This window comes from Burkholderia sp. EMB26 (genome assembly GCF_024730645.1).
Lineage (GTDB): Bacteria > Pseudomonadota > Gammaproteobacteria > Burkholderiales > Burkholderiaceae > Burkholderia > Burkholderia cenocepacia.
Genome location: NZ_CP078070.1, coordinates 3,431,058 through 3,444,759 on the forward strand (window position 1 = coordinate 3,431,058; position 13,702 = coordinate 3,444,759).

At 68.0% G+C, this 13,702-nt stretch carries 13 protein-coding genes; 8 read left to right on the forward strand and 5 right to left on the reverse strand.

Features of this window, described 5'->3' with window-relative positions; genetic code table 11:
* Positions 1-310: 310 nt before the first annotated feature.
* From KU887_RS16170 to KU887_RS16185, 4 genes are all read right to left on the reverse strand, one after another.
* Complete coding sequence (locus tag KU887_RS16170; protein WP_006489148.1) at positions 311-1,618, reverse strand: MFS transporter; 1,308 nt, start codon at positions 1,616-1,618, stop codon at positions 311-313.
* Between the two features lie 191 nt (positions 1,619-1,809).
* Complete coding sequence (locus KU887_RS16175; RefSeq protein WP_012492346.1) at positions 1,810-2,121, reverse strand: high-potential iron-sulfur protein; 312 nt, start codon at positions 2,119-2,121, stop codon at positions 1,810-1,812.
* Positions 2,122-2,280: 159 nt separating this feature from the next.
* Entirely contained in the window at positions 2,281-3,390 is a 1,110-nt protein-coding gene (locus tag KU887_RS16180) for an NAD(P)/FAD-dependent oxidoreductase (protein ID WP_006489140.1), read from the reverse strand.
* Positions 3,391-3,566: 176 nt separating this feature from the next.
* Entirely contained in the window at positions 3,567-4,547 is a 981-nt protein-coding gene (locus KU887_RS16185) for an AAA family ATPase (RefSeq protein WP_006495523.1), read from the reverse strand.
* A 249-nt stretch (positions 4,548-4,796) separates the two neighbouring features.
* Here KU887_RS16185 and KU887_RS16190 point away from each other — a divergent pair, with 249 nt between their 5' ends.
* The 8 genes from KU887_RS16190 to KU887_RS16225 all read left to right on the forward strand — a co-directional run bounded on the left by KU887_RS16190 (position 4,797) and on the right by KU887_RS16225 (position 12,856).
* Positions 4,797-5,525 (forward strand): nitroreductase, encoded by a 729-nt coding sequence (locus tag KU887_RS16190; protein ID WP_034201241.1) that lies wholly within the window; start codon positions 4,797-4,799, stop codon positions 5,523-5,525.
* Between the two features lie 146 nt (positions 5,526-5,671).
* Positions 5,672-6,160: a hypothetical protein gene (locus KU887_RS16195; protein WP_006495525.1), complete on the forward strand. Its 489-nt coding sequence runs from the start codon at positions 5,672-5,674 to the stop codon at positions 6,158-6,160.
* A 5-nt stretch (positions 6,161-6,165) separates the two neighbouring features.
* Positions 6,166-6,981 carry an endonuclease/exonuclease/phosphatase family protein gene (locus KU887_RS16200; RefSeq protein ID WP_006482036.1) on the forward strand — a complete coding sequence of 272 codons (816 nt, stop codon included), beginning with the start codon at positions 6,166-6,168 and terminating at the stop codon, positions 6,979-6,981.
* A gap of 308 nt (positions 6,982-7,289) precedes the next feature.
* Positions 7,290-8,060 carry a ferredoxin--NADP reductase gene (locus KU887_RS16205; protein WP_006482027.1) on the forward strand — a complete coding sequence of 257 codons (771 nt, stop codon included), beginning with the start codon at positions 7,290-7,292 and terminating at the stop codon, positions 8,058-8,060.
* Between the two features lie 415 nt (positions 8,061-8,475).
* Positions 8,476-9,291 (forward strand): quorum system sensor histidine kinase RqpS, encoded by an 816-nt coding sequence (gene rqpS, locus KU887_RS16210; RefSeq protein WP_043204981.1) that lies wholly within the window; start codon positions 8,476-8,478, stop codon positions 9,289-9,291.
* A gap of 7 nt (positions 9,292-9,298) precedes the next feature.
* A complete protein-coding gene (gene rqpR / locus KU887_RS16215; RefSeq protein WP_006477530.1) occupies positions 9,299-9,955 on the forward strand; it encodes a response regulator transcription factor RqpR in 657 nt (218 codons plus the stop codon).
* Between the two features lie 216 nt (positions 9,956-10,171).
* Entirely contained in the window at positions 10,172-11,578 is a 1,407-nt protein-coding gene (locus KU887_RS16220; RefSeq protein ID WP_258250498.1) for an amino acid permease, read from the forward strand.
* Positions 11,579-11,830: 252 nt separating this feature from the next.
* Positions 11,831-12,856, forward strand: a complete 1,026-nt coding sequence (locus KU887_RS16225) for an XdhC family protein (RefSeq protein WP_006482029.1) — start codon at positions 11,831-11,833, stop codon at positions 12,854-12,856.
* Between the two features lie 57 nt (positions 12,857-12,913).
* Here the strand turns inward: KU887_RS16225 and KU887_RS16230 are convergent, their stop codons facing one another.
* Positions 12,914-13,648: a PepSY-associated TM helix domain-containing protein gene (locus KU887_RS16230; RefSeq protein ID WP_006482034.1), complete on the reverse strand. Its 735-nt coding sequence runs from the start codon at positions 13,646-13,648 to the stop codon at positions 12,914-12,916.
* Positions 13,649-13,702: the final 54 nt, after the last annotated feature.

Genomic DNA, 13,702 nt, shown 5'->3' on the forward strand with positions numbered 1-13,702 from the left:
GTCTCCAGATCGGAACCGGTCCCGCCAGGGAGCCGGCGTACGCGGATATTACTTGAGCTAACGATGCTGCAACAAGCTGGAGAAAAAACTCTTCTATACGCCCGCCGGGTTTTTGCCGATTTTTAGTGTGGGTAAAAAATGCAACCACGCGCGCGAGCGACAATTCCGTCCATTTCGCGGCATGTTTCGTTCGACGACTAAACAATTCGGGTGCGAACGCGAAGGGGCGACACACCGTTTCCCCGCGTTCTGCATCACATCATTGCGTTTGGCGAAACGATTCGATGACCGTCCTCAAATCGTCATGTCGTCACGCCGGCGCATCGAGGTCGGCGCTGCGCGCGGGCACGAACGCGACCGCGACGATCGACAGCGCGAGGCCCGCCATCACGTAGTAGGTCGGCGCGAGCGGCGTGCCGGTGACCTTGATCAGCCACGTGACGATGAACTGGCCGAAGCCGCCGAACAGCATCACCGCGACGTTGTACGCGATCGACAGCCCGGTCGAGCGCACGTTGGCCGGGAACAGCTCGGCGATCATCGCGCCGAACGGCCCGTAGTAGCCTGCCAGCGTCACCGACAGCACGGCCTGCACCGCGATCAGCCGCCCGATGCTCGGCGCCGCGTCGAGCCATGCGAACAGCGGGTACATCAGCGCGAGCGTCAGCACGAGCGACCACAGCGACAGCCCCTTGCGGCCGATGCGGTCCGACCACGCGCCCGCGATCGGCGACAGCACCATCAGCAGCAGGTTGCCGATGATCACCGCGTAGAACGATTCCGCATACGGCAGCTTCAGCTGCTTCACCGCGAAGGTCGGCAGGTAGCTGATCAGCACGTAGATCGTCACGGTGAGCGCGATCACCGAGCCGAGCCCGCACAGCACCTCGCGCGGGTGGCGCGTGAACACTTCGCCGAGCGTCGCGCGGCGCGCGTTCTGCTGCGCATGCAGGAACGCTTCGGAATCGGCGAGATGGCGGCGGATGTAGAAGCCGATCGGGCCGATCAGCAGCCCGAGGACGAACGGCACGCGCCAGCCCCAGCTGCGCAGCGCGTCGTGCGACAGCCCGCGCGTGACGGCCGCGCCGACGAGCGCGCCGATCAGCAGCGCGGCCGCCTGGCTCGCCATCTGCCAGCTGCCGTAGAAACCGCGTTTCGAGAACGGCGCCGCTTCGATCAGCAGCGCGGTCGAGCTGCCGAATTCGCCGCCCGCCGAGAAGCCCTGCAGCAGGCGGCCGAGCACGATCAGGATCGGCCCGCCGATGCCGATCGCCGCATAGGGCGGCGCGATCGCGAGCAGGAAGATGCCGGCCGTCATCAGCAGGATCACGAGCGACAGCGCGGCCTTGCGGCCCGCGCGGTCCGCGTACAGCCCGAACACGATGCCGCCGATCGGGCGCATGAAGAACGCGACGCCGAACGTCGCGGTGGTCAGCAGCAGCGACGAGTATTCGCTGGAGGTGGGGAAGAACAGTTCGGCGATCACGACCGTCATGAAGCCGAACACCGTGAAGTCGTACCACTCGAGTGCATTGCCGATCACGGCGGCCGCCACCGCGCGCCGGTTCAGCGCACGCTCGGGCCGGATCGTTTTCGTTGAATTCGCAATCGTCGCCATGCGTGCCTCGTCCTCGTGAATTCGCCGTGTCGGGCGGCGCGGCGCGCGGGCATGCCGCGCCGCGCAGGTGTGCAGCGAGTGTAGAAAGCGCCGGAACCGTTTTCAAGCAATAAAAAACGCTCGCCATCGAACGACAGCGAGCGTTTTGCGGTTTTCGCCACAATGCGGCATCGCACGATGCCGCACCGGCCTCAACCCATCTTCGAGAATGCGCTGCACCAGCCCTTCGCCGCGACCTGCTTGCCGGGGAAGGCGCCGCACGGGCCCGACGTCGAGCCCTTCTTGCCCTGGTACAGCATGCAGGCCGCGCAATCCTGGCCCGCTGCGTATTTCGGATACTTCGTCTTGTCGACCTTGGTGGCATCGGCCTTGTAGCCGAGCGCCGCCGCGGTCGGATCGGTTTCCGACAGCATCGGCGCATCGGCCAGCGCTTCACGCGACAGTGCCAGCGCGGACACGGCACCAATACTCGTAATCAGGAAACTCCGACGGGTTGCTTTCATAGGGGGACTCGCTCCAACGTTATTGGTTTGAAAGCCGTTCTGGCGACGGCCGTTCGACAGAATAACGCCCAAGCGAATAAATGTGCGCGCCGAAATGCCGGAGATAAGGGATTTCACACGGGTTTCGCGCGGCCGGCCCGCACGGACGCGGGCCGCGCATCATGCGCGCGACACCATGTCGCCCACCCGCTGCGCGAGCGCGAGCGACGCGGTGAGCCCCGGCGACTCGATGCCGAACAGGTTCACGAGCCCGCGCACGCCGTGCTGCGCGGCCCCCTGCACGATGAAGTCGGCCGGCGGCTCGCCGGGCCCCGCGAGCTTCGGCCGGATGCCCGCGTACGCCGGCTGCAGCGCATCGTCGGGCAAGCCCGGCCAGAACGCGCGGATCGACGTGTAGAACGCGCCCGCGCGCGCCGGATCGACCTCGTAGCGCAGCGAATCGCACCACTCGACGTCCGGGCCGAAGCGCGCCTGCCCGCCAAGATCGAGCGTCAGGTGCACGCCGAGCCCCGCGCGATCGGGCATCGGATAGATCAGGTGCGAGAACGGCGCACGGCCCGACAGGCTGAAATAATTGCCGCGCGCGAAATAAAGCGGCGGCACCCAGCGCGGATCGAGGCCCCGCGTGCGGCGCGCGAGCGCCTGTGCGCCGAGCCCCGCGCTGTTGATCACGCAGGTGGCGTCGATCTCGGCCGGCGCGCCGCCGCCGGTGCGCACGATGAAGCGGCCGCCACGCAGCACGTCGATCGACTCGACCGGAGCGTGCAGCGCGCACACGGCGCCGTCGCGCTCCGCGTCGCCGAGCAGCGCGAGCATCAGCTGGTGGCTGTCGACGATGCCGGTCGACGGCGAGAACAGCGCCTCCACGCATTCGAGCGCGGGCTCGAGCGTCTGCGCCTCGGCGCGCGTGAGCGGCAGCAGGTCGAGCACGCCGTTTTCGGCGGCGCGCGCGGCGATCGCCTTCAACTGCTTCACCTGCGCGGCGCTCGTCGCGACGAGCAGCTTGCCGGTACGCCGGTGCGGCACATGATGGGTCTCGCAGAATTCGTACAGCAGGTCGCGCCCGTGCACGCACGACATCGCCTTCAGCGACCCGCGCGGATAGTAAAGCCCCGCGTGAATCACCTCGCTGTTGCGCGAACTCGTGCCCGTACCGATCGCGTCGGTCGCCTCCAGCACGATCGTTTCACGCCCGCGCGCGGCCAGTTCGCGCGCAATCGCCAGACCGACGACACCCGCGCCGATCACGACACAATCCGTCTGCTCCATGGCTTTTCGCGCTGCTCGCGCGTCGAAGGGAGAGAGAAGAATTGTACGTCCCGGTTCGCCCGCTTGCCGAACGCCGACGTATCGCGTCGCGACGATGCGGACGGTGGCGCAGACAACGATGCGGCCACGAATGCGACGAATGCCACGCGCGCCGCGGCCGGGCGCGCGTGGCCGCGTCAGAAGCCGATCGGCCGGCGCTTCGCCGCGCCTTCGTCGGCGCGGATGTCGGCCGGCCCGATCGCGTCGCGGCCGTCGAGCCGCGCGGCGCCGAACGCGTGCAGCAACGCGCGGCGCATCGTGCGCGGCGGCGTCGCGGCCAGCACGTCGAGCGCATCGTCGCCGAGCGTCTCGGGGAAGCGCCGCCCCCACGCATGCGACGTGCGGATCTCGTCGTAGATCGTCTGCGCGATCCGGCGTGCGCCGGCCGCATCGGGCGGCGCGATCTCGTACACGTTCATCCGGTTGAGCAGCGGCTCCGGAATCGCCTGCGCGTCGTTCGCGGTCGCGATCCAGATCACGTTGCCCGCGTCGATCGGCACTTCCGCGAATTCGTCGACGAACGCGCGCGCGGTGTCGTGCTCGAGCAACGCATACAGCGCGCCGAGCGGATCGTATTGCGCATCGCTGCCGGCCTTGTCGATCTCGTCGACCGCGATCACCGGATTCGCGTAGCTGCCGTTCACGAGCGCGTCGAACACCTTGCCGGGCTTCGCGTTCTTCCATTGCGACGACGCGCCGGACAGGATCCAGCCGGCCGTCAGCGAACTCATCGGCACGTAGTGGTACGCGGTGCCGAGCAGTTGCGCGAGCGCCTTCGCGAAATGCGTCTTGCCGATCCCGGGCGGCCCGAGCAGCAGGATCGGCATCAGTTCGAGCCGGTCATCCGTTTCGAGACACAGCGCGATCTGCTTGCGCACGTCGTCGAGCGGCTCGCCGAAATTCGGCAACGCCTCGCCGAGCGCGTCGAACGACGGCATCCGGTTCGGCTTCACGCAAAAGCGCAGATTCCCCGTCTTGAGCATCTTCTCGTAGGTCGAGCGCAGTGCGTCGCTTGCGCTCTCGTTCAGGTCGCCCAGCGCCGTCTCGACCTGCTCGAGGTCGTACACCGTGCTGAAGGACGCCACCGCCAGTTCCTGTTTCACCATCGCCGTCGTCATACCAACCTCGCTGCCTTGCCGTCACACACTCATCAGACCCTTACGATTTCAGTGTAGCGATCCCGCATCGCCGTGCAAGCAAGCAGCCGGGGGAGTCTGCTGCTAACAGCGCGCCCGCGCTGCACGGTCGTGCGCCGCGGCGTATGATCGACAGTTCACGACGCTCGCGCCGGGTGCGCCGCTGGCGTTCGCGCGCCGCGCACACGCTGCTCCCGCACCGCGCCAGACGCCTCGCCCGAAGAGTTGCCGATGTCCGTCCCCACTGCTTCCCCGCGCGTCGACGCCGATGCGATCCGTTCCGTCGATACCGTCGACGCCGCGCTCAAGTCGCGCCGCGCGATCCGCGCATTCCTGCCGACGCCGGTGCCGCGCGACACGCTCGAGGCGATCCTCGAAGCCGCGAGCCGCGCGCCGTCGGGCACCAACATCCAGCCGTGGCGCGTGTACGTCGCGACGGGCGCCACGCGCGACTCGCTCGCCGCCGCGCTCACCGCGGCCTACGACGATCCCGCGCGCGACGAGAAATACGTCGCCGAATACGACTACTACCCGCGCGAATGGGTGTCGCCGTATATCGACCGGCGCCGCAAGGTCGGCTGGGACCTGTACGGCCTGTTGAACATCGGCCGCGACGAGAAGGCGCGCATGCATGCGCAGCACGCGCGCAATTTCCGTTTCTTCGATGCGCCGGTCGCGCTGTTCTTCACGCTCGACCGCGTGATGACGTTGGGAGCCTGGCTCGACTGCGGGATGTTCCTGCAAGGCGTGATGACGGCCGCGCGCGCCCGCGGCCTCGACACCTGCCCGCAGGCCGCGTTCGTGCCGTTTCACCGGATCGTCGCCGAACATCTCGACATTCCGGCCAACGAGCAGCTCGTCTGCGGCATGTCGCTCGGCCATGCGGACCCCGACGCGATCGAGAACCGCCTCGTCACCGAGCGCGCGAGCGTCGCCGAGTTCGCGCGCTTTTTCGCTTGAAAACGCATGACGCGTCCTTACCTGTCGAGCAGGACCGCATCGTGCTGCGAACCCGTCGCGGCGCGTCCCGTTACATCGCGACCGAAATCGATCGGGCGTAAGATGTGCGTCCGTTCCCCGCTATCCCGCGTTTCCGGAGACGTTTCATGCTGAAACACGGCCTGGCCGTCCTGCTTGCGAGCGTCGTGCTCGCCGCCCATGCGCAGAGCCCCGCGCCGGCCGTCGTCGCATGGGAAATCCAGGTGGTGCGCGACGGTCAGACGATCGACACGTTCCAGCAAAACACCACCGTGGGCCAGTCCCGCACCGATACCCATCGCTATCCGGCCGCCGTGCCAGTGGGCTGCGGCAATGCCGCGCGCGTCGTGCCGACCGAGCGCTCGCGCTCGGTGACGGTCGCCCCGCTCGCCGTCGACGCCAACGCGAACACCGTGTCGCTCGGGCTCGACGTGCAGGAAACGCTCGACGACGAAAACGCGACGCGCGGCGATCCGTGCGTGCCCGCGTCGCCGCGGCAAATCGTCGCGAGCCACCCCGGTCTGTCGGTCGGCGGCGAGGCGTGGACCGACTGGACGCTCGTCGAGCAGCATCCGCATCTCGTGTACCGCGTGCGCGCGCACGCCGCGAAGGACTGAGCGTCATGTCCGCCGACGCTCTCTCCCTGCCGTTCGCCGAACCGCACGCCGCGCCCGACGAAATCACCGCCGTCAGCTGGAACCTGCACAAGGGCCGCTCGCCGCTCGGCTTCACCGCGTGGAACGCGATGCGCGACTGGATGCAGTCGACCCACGCCGACGTGTACTTCCTGCAGGAAGCGATGGCGCGCCGCATGCCGCGCCCGATGCTCGCACCGGGCTTCGGCGCGCCGATGGACGACACGGTCGACGACGTGTGGCATTGCCAGGCCACCGAGATCGCGCAGGCGCTCGACTGGCAGATCGCGCTCGGGCCGAACGTGTTCAAGCCGTCGTGGCGGCACGGCAACGCGATCCTGTCGCCGCATCCGCTCGACCTCGGCGGCCGCTGGGACATCTCCGCGCACCGCTTCGAGCGGCGCGGGCTGCTCGTCGCCCGCGCGACGCTCGCGGGCGCCCGCCCGGTCACGCTGCTGTGCGCGCACCTGGCGCTCACGCGCGCCGCGCGGCTGCGCCAGATGCACTGGATCGCGCACTGGATCGTGCGCAACGCGGGCGACGATCCGCTCGTGCTCGCCGGCGATTTCAACGACTGGCGCAACGATTCGGTCGCGCTGTTCGGCGAGATCGGGCTGTCCGAGGTCGCGACGCTGCTCGGCGAATCGGGCCGCACGTTCCCCGCGTTCTCGCCGGCGCTCGCGCTCGACAAGATGTTCGTGCGCGGGCTGACGCCGCTCGAATGGCGTGCGCCGTCCGGCGAAGCCGCGTGGCTGTCGGACCACCTGCCGTACATCGCGCGCCTGCGCCTCGATCCGCAGTAACGCCCGCGGTCCCGCGGCGCCCCCGGTCACGGCGCTGCCGGAGCACGCCGCAGTCGCCGCGACACGCGCGGCCGATCATGGAAAGCATGTTGAAAGGATCTGTTGCGCCAAATCCGCGCAGCCGCGGGGGTCAAGCCCGCGATCCGCGTCAACAGGGTAAAATAACGAGTTCCTCAAACGTCTGTCATCGAGAAGGCGCGTGTCCGACGCGCCGGCCGGCCGATCCGCGATCGGGCCGTCGCACTCGGTTTTTTGCCCGTTTTTGGGCCCGTTACACGCGTTCGCCACGCGCGTCCGTTTTCAAAGCCATGAGCAAATACGACACCGCCACCGTCCAATCCGTCCATCACTGGACCGACACGCTTTTCAGCTTCACCTGCACCCGTGAGGCGAGCCTGCGCTTCAACAACGGCGAATTCACGATGGTCGGCCTCGAAGTCGACGGCAAGCCGCTCGCGCGCGCCTATTCGATCGTCAGCCCGAACTACGAGGAGCATCTCGAGTTCTTCAGCATCAAGGTGCAGAACGGCCCGCTGACGTCGCGCCTGCAGCACCTGAAGGTGGGCGACACGGTGCTGATCGGCAAGAAGCCGACGGGCACGCTGGTCGCCGACAACCTGCTGCCGGGCAAGACGCTGTGGATGCTGTCGACGGGCACGGGCCTCGCGCCGTTCATGTCGATCATCCGCGATCCGGACATCTACGACCGCTTCGACAAGGTGATCCTGACCCACACGTGCCGCCTGAAGGGCGAGCTCGCGTACATGGACTACATCAAGCACGACCTGCCGGGCCACGAGTACCTGGGCGACATCATCAAGGAAAAGCTCGTCTACTACCCGACCGTCACGCGCGAAGCGTTCGACAACGAGGGCCGGATCACCGACCTGATCGCGACGGGCAAGCTGTTCACGGATCTCGGCGTGCCGGCCTTCTCGCCGGAAAACGACCGCGTGATGCTGTGCGGCAGCACCGCGATGCTGAAGGACACGACCGACCTGCTGAAGCAGGCCGGCCTCGTCGAAGGCAAGAACAGCGCGCCGGGTCACTACGTGATCGAGCGTGCATTCGTGGACTGATCGATCCCCGAATTTGTGCCGCATCAAGAACCGGAGCGAAAGCTCCGGTTTTTTTTCGTCCGGACTTGGCGAATTCGTAACAAACTGGGACCATTCCATCTCAAATAGTTACATTTGGATACGTCATCGCCCGGTGTTCGGGTGTCAGTGTTTTTCCTACAACAGGTTCATTCCGATTATTCACATTTACCCTTAAATGTCCGCCCGACATGACCTTTTCAGAAATTTTGAGATATTATTCGCCGCGCGTGGTTGCCGTTCGGATGAGAGTGGAAGGGTCGGATGCAGGTGTTACAAGACGTAACTTTTGTTACCTCGGCATGGAGCGATTCTCTGGCGGCGACCGTCATCGAAACGGCAGCCGGTGCACGCAACCAGCCGGTGTCTGAACCGCTTTCTGACAGCAGGGAGAGTCATGGATACGTCGCTTAACGCGCCCTCGGGCGCCCACGCCCCGTTCCCGTCGCGGCAGCGCATGCCCGGCTGCGCCGCGACTTCGCCCCTGGCCGACGTCGCATCGAAACGCGACGCGTCCGCCGCACGGATCGCGGCACTTTCCGCCCAGTTGCTCGCCGCCGACGAAGCGGCCCGCCGCCATCTGGCCGGCGAGCTGCACGACGGGCTCGGCGCCGAATTGACCGCTGCCCGCTTCGCGCTCGCAAACGTTCAAACGTGGCTGCCGGCCGATGCGCCGGAAGGCTGCCTGCGCGCGCTGGCGCTGGCGCAGCAGGCGCTCGACGCCGCGACCGACGCGAATCGCCGGCTGATCGACGAGCGCGACACGCCGGCGCTCGACGCAGGCGTGGTCGGCGCGCTGTCGTCGTGGATCGACACCCATGCGGCGCGCACCGGCCTGCGCACGAGCTTCGTGTGCGCGGCCGACGCGCGCCTCACGCAAATCGCCGGCGCCGGCGCGCTCGCGGTGTTCCGCGTCGCGCAGGAAGCGCTGTCGAACGTCGCGAAACACGCCCGCGCGACGTCGGTCGACGTGCGGATCGTCACCGACGGCACGCACCTGTCGCTGAGTGTCACCGACGATGGGACCGGTTTCGCGCGCAATCGCCGCAGCGGCTACGGCCTCGCCGGCATGCGCGCGCGCTGCGAGGCGTTCGGCGGCAGCTTCGAGACGGCCACGCCGGCAACCGGTCGCGGCACGCGCGTCACCGCGCGCTTCGCGTGGGATTCGCTGCTCGCGGTGCCCGTCGCGGCACGCCGCACGTCGCTTTCGTGAGGTCGCGATGAGCCTGAACATCCTGCTCGTGGACGATCACGCGATCGTCCGGCAAGGGATCCGCCAGTTGCTGATCGACCGCGGCGTCGCGCGCGACGTGACCGAGGCCGAGAACGGCGGCGACGCGATGGCGGCCGTCGACAAGCAGGAATTCGACGTGATCCTGCTCGACATCTCGCTGCCCGACACGAACGGCATCGAGGTGCTCAAGCGCCTCAAGCGCAAGCTGACGCGCACGCCGGTGCTGATGTTCTCGATGTACCGCGAGGACCAGTACGCGGTGCGCGCGCTGAAGGCCGGCGCGGCCGGCTACCTGTCGAAGACGGTCAACGCCGCGCAGATGATCGGCGCGATCCAGCAGGTCGCGGCCGGGCGCAAGTACGTGAGCCCCGCGATGGCCGAGGCGCTCGCCGAATACGTGTCGTTCGAGAACGAACCGCTGCCGCACGAGAAGCTGTCCGATCGCGAATATCAGACGCTCTGCATGCTCGCGTCCGGCAAGCGGCTCACCGATATCGCGAACACGCTGTCGCTGTCGGTGAAGACGGTGAGCGTGTACCGGTCGCGGCTGCTCGAGAAGATGCGGCTGTCCAACAACGCGGAACTCACGTTCTACGTGATGAGCAACCGGCTCGTCGACATGGCGCCCACGGCCGGCGCCTGAGCCCCCCCGGCCCATTCGAATTCGTCCGATCCCGCGACGCGGCGCACGCCGCGCCGCGCCCAACCGCGCCCGCTCCGGGCGCAAGCGCTTGTTTTATCGGACGATTCCACGGCGCACCGCGGCGCCGCAGCGGGGTTTGCACGCCAAATCAGCTAAAATTATGGGTTTTCACTCAGTCAACGCGCCGTGCCTGCGCGCGCTGGCGATTCATCCGCAATGTCTCTCTTCCGCAAGAAAAACGTCGATCGCATGATCGCCGGCGCGCAAGCCGCCGGGCTCAAGAAAGCGCTCGGCGCGATCGACCTCACCTTCCTCGGCATCGGCGCGATCATCGGCACCGGCATCTTCGTGCTGACCGGCACCGGCGCCGTCCAGGCCGGCCCCGCGCTGACGCTGTCGTTCGTGATCGCCGCGATCGCGTGCGGCCTCGCCGCGCTGTCGTACGCGGAGTTCGCGTCGACGATCCCCGTCGCCGGCTCGATCTACACGTATTCGTACGCAACGCTCGGCGAGCTGGTCGCGTGGATCATCGGCTGGGACCTGATGCTCGAGTACGGCCTCGCGTCGTCGGCCGTGTCGGTCGGCTGGTCAGGCTACCTGCAGTCGCTGCTGCAGGGCTTCGGGCTGTCGCTGCCGACCGTGCTGACGGCCGCGCCCGGCGCGGTGCCGGGCGTCACCACGTGGTTCAACCTGCCCGCGTTCCTCGTGATGATCGTGATCACGACGCTGCTGTCGATCGGCATCCGCGAATCGACCCGCATCAACAACATCATGGTGTTCATCAAGGTGTCGGTCGTGCTGCTCGTGATCGCGGTCGGCCTGTTCCACGTGACGCCCGCGAACTGGAAGCCGTTCATGCCGCACGGCTGGAACGGCGTGTTCGGCGCGGCCGCCGTGATGTTCTTCGCGTTCATCGGCTTCGACGCGGTGTCGTCGGCAGCCGAGGAAGTGAAGAACCCGAAGCGCGATTTGCCGATCGGCATCATCGCGTCGCTCGCGGTGTGCGCGGTGCTGTACGTGACGGTCGCCGCGGTCGCGACCGGCATCGTGCCGTCGGCCCAGTACGCGAACATCTCGCACCCGATCTCGTACGCGCTGCAGGTCGCCGGCGAGAAGTGGGTCGCGGGCTTCATCGATCTCGGCGCGGTGCTCGGCATGCTCACCGTGATCCTCGTGATGAGCTACGGCCAGACGCGCGTGATCTTCGCGATGTCGCGCGACGGGCTGCTGCCGGCCGCGCTGTCGCGCGTGCATCCGCGCTATGCGACGCCGTTCCTGACCACCTGGCTGGTCGGCCTGTTCTTCGGGCTGATCGCCGCGCTCGTGCCGCTCAACGTGCTCGCCGAGCTGATCAACATCGGTACGCTCGCGGCGTTCTCGATGGTGTCGATCGCCGTGCTCGTGCTGCGCCGCACCCACCCCGAACTGCCGCGCGCGTTCCGCTGCCCGGGCGTGCCGGTGGTGCCGATCCTCGCGGTCGCATCGTGCCTGTTTCTGATGCTGAACCTGCAGCCCGTCACGTGGGCCGCATTCGGCATCTGGCTCGTGATCGGCCTCGTGATCTACGCGCTGTACTCGCGACACCACTCGAAGCTCGCGCACGGCCGCCCCGACGCGCACTGAGCGCCGTCATCGCGCGCCGCCGCGGCGCGCGATGACGAACCCCACGCGGAGCCGCCCCGGCTCCGCACGCACCCTCTCCCGAACCCTCGGCCGCCGCGCGATCAGTGTCCGATCGTCGCGATCTCTTGCCCGATCGTCCGGATTTGCCCGCCCCCGCCGCCGCGCCGCCTGCACGCGCGCGCCGGGCGGTTCATAATCCGGCCATCGAATGACGGCGCCGCGCGGCGGGCCGTCCGGCAACAGGAACAAACGATGGAAAGCGTCGATCTCGATGTACTGAAATCCAGCGCGCGCTGGCTCGAAGAAGGGCGCCGCGTGCTGCTCGTGACGGTCGTGAAGACGTGGGGCTCGTCGCCGCGCCCCGAAGGCGCGATGCTCGCCGTGCGCGAGGACGGCCTGGTGGTCGGCTCCGTGTCCGGCGGATGCATCGAGGACGACCTGATCGCCCGCGTGCATGCGAGCGGCATCGCGGCCGATGCGCGCCCGGAAGCGCTCAAGTACGGCGTGACCGCCGAGGAAGCGCACCGCTTCGGGCTGCCTTGCGGCGGCACGATCCAGCTGGTGCTCGAACCGCTCACGCGCGACAGCGGGATCGCCGCACTGTGCGCGGAAGTCGAGGCCGGCCGCCTCGTCACGCGCACGATGACGCTCGCGACCGGCCGCGCGTCGCTGTCGCCCGCGCAGGCGACCGACGGGCTCGCGTTCGACGGCGAACGCCTCGTGACGATCCACGGGCCGCGCTACCGGATGCTCGTGATCGGCGCCGGCCAGTTGTCGCGCTATCTGTGCCAGATCGCGGTCGGGCTCGACTACCAGGTGACGGTCTGCGATCCGCGCGACGAATACACGGATGCGTGGGACGTGCCGGGCACGCGGGTCGTGCACACGATGCCCGACGACACGGTGCTCGACATGAAGCTCGATGCGCGTTCGGCCGTGATCGCGCTCACCCACGATCCGAAGCTCGACGATCTCGCGCTGATGGAGGCGCTGAAGACGCCCGCGTTCTACGTGGGCGCGCTCGGCTCGCGGCGCAACAACGCGGCGCGGCGCGAGCGCCTGCGCGAATTCGATCTGAACGAAGTGGAACTGGCCCGGCTGCACGGGCCGGCCGGCATCTACATCGGCAGCCGGACGCCGCCGGAAATCGCGATCTCGATCCTCGCCGAGATCACCGCCGCGAAGAACAACGTGTCGCTGCCGACGATCCTGCAGGTCGAAGGCGCGAAGGCCGCGCGCGAAATCGCGGCGAACAGCGGCGCGGCCTGCGGCCTCTGACCCGCGACGGCGGCGGGCGATCACGCCCGCCGGCCGCTACCCCGGCGCGACCCGCGCTCAGGTCAGGCCGGCGGCCAGCGCCGCGGCAACCGAACCGACCACCAGCACGACGCCGACCGTGCGGCGCTTGTTCAGCTCGGTCCACAGCAGCACGCCGGTCAGCGACAGCAGGATCAGCGAGCCCGCGATCGTATCCATCAGCAGCACCCAGCCCAGATTCATCCCGACACCGCGATGCAGGTTGTTCAGCGTCGTCAGGAACGTGTTGCCGGTGCGCTTCACCGACACGTAGCCGTTGCCGACCCAATACTCGGCCTGCAGGTTCTGGTGCGGCCCGAACACGCCGAATTGCCAGTGCTCGGGCTGCATCACGCGCTTGTCGCCCCATGCGACGGCCTGCGCGGGCTCCTTGCGCATGCGGCCCGGCTTGCCGTCGAACTGCAGCTCCTGCTGCAGCCACTTCGTCATCGCGGCGGGCGTCTTCGGCACCGGATCGGGCAGCGCGATCTGCATCTCCTCGACCTGCGGCTCACCGGTCGAAATTTTCAGCGGCGGCGCGCGATGGTTCAGCAGCACGCCGGTCACGCCGAACAGCAGCCCGAGCACCGCGCCCCACAGCCCGACCCAGCCGTGCACCTTGCGCAGCCACTTGATGAAGGTCGCACGGCGCGAGCGCTGGCGGCGCGCGGCCAGTTCGTCGTCGCTCAGCGGGCGGCCCGCCGGGTGCAGCACGGTGACGCCGGCGCGCGGCATGCCCGTCTTGGGCGGGTCGATCGTTTCGGGCGCGTTCACGCGAAAGTATCCATTCGTTCAAAACGACGGGCGGCGCGCAGGGAGTGCGCGCCG

Excerpts from the sequence above, each read along its gene's own strand:
- KU887_RS16170 (WP_006489148.1), bottom strand. The coding sequence starts at position 1,618 with ATGGCGACGATTGCGAATTCAACGAAAACGATCCGGCCCGAGCGTGCG.
- KU887_RS16175 (WP_012492346.1), bottom strand. The coding sequence starts at position 2,121 with ATGAAAGCAACCCGTCGGAGTTTCCTGATTACGAGTATTGGTGCCGTG.
- KU887_RS16180 (WP_006489140.1), bottom strand. The coding sequence starts at position 3,390 with ATGGAGCAGACGGATTGTGTCGTGATCGGCGCGGGTGTCGTCGGTCTG.
- KU887_RS16185 (WP_006495523.1), bottom strand. The coding sequence starts at position 4,547 with ATGACGACGGCGATGGTGAAACAGGAACTGGCGGTGGCGTCCTTCAGC.
- KU887_RS16190 (WP_034201241.1), top strand. The coding sequence starts at position 4,797 with ATGTCCGTCCCCACTGCTTCCCCGCGCGTCGACGCCGATGCGATCCGT.
- KU887_RS16195 (WP_006495525.1), top strand. The coding sequence starts at position 5,672 with ATGCTGAAACACGGCCTGGCCGTCCTGCTTGCGAGCGTCGTGCTCGCC.
- KU887_RS16200 (WP_006482036.1), top strand. The coding sequence starts at position 6,166 with ATGTCCGCCGACGCTCTCTCCCTGCCGTTCGCCGAACCGCACGCCGCG.
- KU887_RS16205 (WP_006482027.1), top strand. The coding sequence starts at position 7,290 with ATGAGCAAATACGACACCGCCACCGTCCAATCCGTCCATCACTGGACC.
- rqpS (WP_043204981.1), top strand. The coding sequence starts at position 8,476 with ATGGATACGTCGCTTAACGCGCCCTCGGGCGCCCACGCCCCGTTCCCG.
- rqpR (WP_006477530.1), top strand. The coding sequence starts at position 9,299 with ATGAGCCTGAACATCCTGCTCGTGGACGATCACGCGATCGTCCGGCAA.
- KU887_RS16220 (WP_258250498.1), top strand. The coding sequence starts at position 10,172 with ATGTCTCTCTTCCGCAAGAAAAACGTCGATCGCATGATCGCCGGCGCG.
- KU887_RS16225 (WP_006482029.1), top strand. The coding sequence starts at position 11,831 with ATGGAAAGCGTCGATCTCGATGTACTGAAATCCAGCGCGCGCTGGCTC.